Raw genomic sequence first — 2,945 nt, 5'->3', positions numbered from 1 at the left:
GGCCGGCGCATCACCAAACACGCACAGGCGGTCTACTTCGAGCCCCTCGGCGCTGGCAGCGTCTACATCCACAACGAACGCGCACGGGTGAACAAGGAACTGGGGTGTGGTCTCACGCTCTACGGCTGGGACGGCGACACCCTCGCCTGGGAAGCCCGGCGCGACGCCGACATCATGCGCCAGGGCGCCTACCACCCGTCACCCGGCAGCACCCGCACCACGCACTATCTGTACGAACCCAACAGCTTCGTCCCCATCGCCCAGGGCGTCACGCACGGGACGCTGCCCCTGCACAAGCAGCCTGCCTATGCCGAGGCTGACTACGACATCGATGAGGATCCGCTGTGGCAGTACGAGATTCAGCCCACACCGTTTGATAGTTTGGCGTGGTACCAGTGCGACCACCTGGGCACGCCGCAGGAGCTTACTGACCAAACCGGTGAGATTGCGTGGAGTGCAAATTACAAGGCGTGGGGAGCGGCGCAAGAAGTCATTAGCGATGCAGCCAGGAAGGCGGGCATCCAGAACCCGATTCGGTTCCAGGGGCAGTACTTTGATCATGAGACGGGGCTGCATTACAACCGGCATCGGTACTATGACCCGAGCAGTGGGCGGTTCATATCGAAGGATCCGATTGGGTTGGCAGGTGGGATTAACGTACACCAATACGCGCCCAATCCGGTCAACTGGATTGATCCGCTCGGGTTGCTGAAGCTCGACTATGACAAGAGCACGGGAAGTTGGAGCACACCGAACGGATTGAGCTACGGCAAAGGGTCCAAACAAGGCAATCGAATTAAGCATGTCTTGGAGCACGAGTCTCCTAATTCGGACAAGCCAACTCACTCAGTGTTCTGTACCTGCAAGAAAGGCGGTTCATTAGACTTGGTGGATGAGGCCTGGGCGAAACGCGGCCAGCCGTTAGCCAACGATCCGGGGGCTTATGTCATCCCCATGGGTAGGGCTGTAGGTAGTGCCGGGGAGGAAAACATCAAGGTAATCACTCGTCCTGGAACGAACGAGGTTATTACGGCTTATCCAGCGCATTAAAGGAGTGGAAATGATTTGCCCACGGTGTGAGCAAGATGCGATTGTAGAGGCGCGAATCAAAGCGAATGAGCGCATAATTTATATTTGCCCCGAGTGCGACGCGACATGGTTATCAAGCGGCGAGATTAGTTCCGAAAACTTCTTTGATTATGGAACTTATATGAAGTCGATTGGGCTATCCCAGCTATGGGATGAGCTGGAAGTAATTAAGCGTATTTGATGACCCAAGGGCCGTGTGAGCGGCCCTTGTTGCTGATGTGATGAGTTGAAGCCCGTCGTTTAGATGGCAGTGAGCATCGCGCAAAGACTGGCATACCCCCCGACAATCCGTGTCCAAGACGTCCGCAGCCTGTCGATTCAACTCGATTCCTTAGCAATATCGCCCAACTGGATGCAATTCAGCGAGGTATTGTGTTGATGAACGCAAACGGGACCAACACGGAGACATTTGATATGGGCAAAACTGTCGGCGAAGGCTATAGGGCGGGTGGTGGTTGCCCTGAGACCACGAAGAGGGTTACGGTGGTTCGGCGCAACGGAAATATCGTGACTGCATATCCACAGCTATGACTAAGCTGATTAACTTCAATTATCTTCGTCCGCTTTATTATTTTCTTCTGTCTATGACGGATGATGAGTTGGACCATTTTTACATCAATACCGACGAAGGGGTAAATAGGATCTATGAAGAGGCGAAGGCCGAATTTAATCGCTTTGGTCCGATCTCACGGGAGCGTGTTATTGATGTATTGGAATACGTTCTGGCTTCAGATTCCTGGCTCGAAAACTGGAAGAAGATTATTCCTCAGGAGGTCCCGCTGGACGACATCGATGATAAGAGGAAATATGTTCACGATCTCTTCGTCTCATTGGCCGGTCGTGAGCCAAGCCTTGACTTCGACGTAAGAGACGTTGAAGTAACGGATGCTGTCGGGCCAGAAGGATTAGCCATCAAGAAGTAGCGCAGTACAATGGCTTTACAACCGGCACCGGTACGGGCGATTCATCTCGAATGATCCCATCGGACTGTTCGATGGGGTAAACGTCTACCAGTACGCGCCGAACCCGATCAGTTGGATCGACCCGTTCGGGCTGTCCGCTGCAACTGATTTGCCACGGATGAAAGGGCGAAGCGTGCCGCGCGTTGGGTCAGTGCTGAATGATGCGGGCTTCGCCAAAACGAAAGACAACGGCGTAAACGAGACTTGGAAGCATGCGGATGGATCGCACGTCCGAGTTCACAAATACGGAAACAAGTGTCCTTGCCCTTATAGATCGGGAAATAACGCGCATGTCCACAAAGAAGATCCTGCTGGGAATCAACTTAATGACCGAGGACTTGTGTCGCTAGATCCGAATGAAACACGCATTGGTATCCGTAATCCTGCTGATCTACCAGCTGTTCGAGGGAGGCCACACGGATCATGAGCTACGAATATAGATTGGTATTTGACGACACTACTTCAGCGCAGCATGTCATAGACTCGTTGAAGTCGAGTGACGCATGCGTCAAGGCGCAGGCACTGGAAGTTTGTCTGAAGGATCGGCAGCTACAGACATTGGCTGAATATGATGTTAGGTTGACTCAAGAGAGCGATCGGTCGCTATGGCTGGAAGTTAATTTTAGATCGCTGAATTTATGCAAGCTGGTGCAAGGAGCGTTGAGCGGCAGGGTTGTTGGATGTTTCGAAGATGGGGATTTGGACGATGAAGTAACGCTGAAGGAAGCGTTTCGCATCAAGACAAACAACTAGACAACAAGGGCCGCGGGAGGGGGGCCCTTGGAGAAGGAGCACGGCTATGGCTCAAGGAACTGGGGTGTGGCTCAAAACTAAATTCCAGGATTAGTGCTCACAAAACCGAAATAGCAGACCAAGCAAAACAGCAGGGAGCAA

General features: G+C 53.0%; 4 protein-coding genes and 1 pseudogene. All 5 read left to right on the top strand.

Annotated elements, in window-relative coordinates:
* On the top strand, positions 1-1,050 hold a 1,050-nt coding region (locus ACTJK4_RS21095), incomplete at its 5' end, for an RHS repeat-associated core domain-containing protein (protein WP_440818843.1).
* A gap of 10 nt (positions 1,051-1,060) precedes the next feature.
* Positions 1,061-1,270, top strand: coding sequence for a zf-TFIIB domain-containing protein (locus ACTJK4_RS21090; protein WP_322018077.1), 210 nt, complete (start codon positions 1,061-1,063; stop codon positions 1,268-1,270).
* A 346-nt stretch (positions 1,271-1,616) separates the two neighbouring features.
* Positions 1,617-2,012 (top strand): hypothetical protein, encoded by a 396-nt coding sequence (locus tag ACTJK4_RS21085; RefSeq protein WP_322017933.1) that lies wholly within the window; start codon positions 1,617-1,619, stop codon positions 2,010-2,012.
* A 16-nt stretch (positions 2,013-2,028) separates the two neighbouring features.
* A pseudogene (locus ACTJK4_RS21080) lies at positions 2,029-2,478 on the top strand (RHS repeat-associated core domain-containing protein); the annotation flags it as partial.
* Entirely contained in the window at positions 2,475-2,804 is a 330-nt protein-coding gene (locus tag ACTJK4_RS21075) for a hypothetical protein (RefSeq protein ID WP_322017932.1), read from the top strand. The pseudogene ACTJK4_RS21080 and the gene ACTJK4_RS21075, both read left to right, overlap by 4 nt.
* Positions 2,805-2,945: the final 141 nt, after the last annotated feature.

It is taken from the genome of Ralstonia sp. 22111, from assembly GCF_052045895.1.
In the GTDB taxonomy this organism is placed as follows: Bacteria; Pseudomonadota; Gammaproteobacteria; order Burkholderiales; family Burkholderiaceae; genus Ralstonia; species Ralstonia wenshanensis.
The sequence above is the reverse complement of the archived record's forward strand: the minus strand, read 5'-3'. Positions and strand labels throughout refer to the sequence as shown.